Source organism: Priestia sp. SIMBA_032 (assembly GCF_046535215.1).
Classification (GTDB): Bacteria; Bacillota; Bacilli; order Bacillales; family Bacillaceae_H; genus Priestia; species Priestia aryabhattai.
This window is the reverse complement of record NZ_JAWRXD010001032.1, coordinates 1-258: the sequence shown is the minus strand read 5'-3', so window position 1 is coordinate 258 and position 258 is coordinate 1. Positions and strand designations below refer to the sequence as shown.

The following is a 258-nucleotide window of genomic DNA, read 5'->3' as shown; positions in this document are numbered from 1 at the left end:
CGATCGCCAGTACCAGAGCGGCCCACAGCGACACGATGGCCATGATCGCCACCGCCGCGCCGGAGACGACGATCGACACACCGATCGGGATGATCGCGCGGATCAGGGCATTGCCGATTTCGTCGACGTCGGTTCCGGTCCGCGACAACAGCTCTCCGCGGCGCAGCCCCACCGAGTATCCGGCCGGCCCTCCGGCGAGCGCCAGATAGAGCCGGCTGCGTGCGGTCGACATCGCGTCGAACGCCAGGTCGTGCGTGG

At 69.0% G+C, this 258-nt stretch carries 1 protein-coding gene; it reads right to left on the bottom strand.

The annotated features are described in order from the left end of the window. On the bottom strand, nucleotides 1–258 hold a 258-nt coding region (locus SB717_RS37475), incomplete at both ends, for a hypothetical protein (RefSeq protein WP_410908200.1).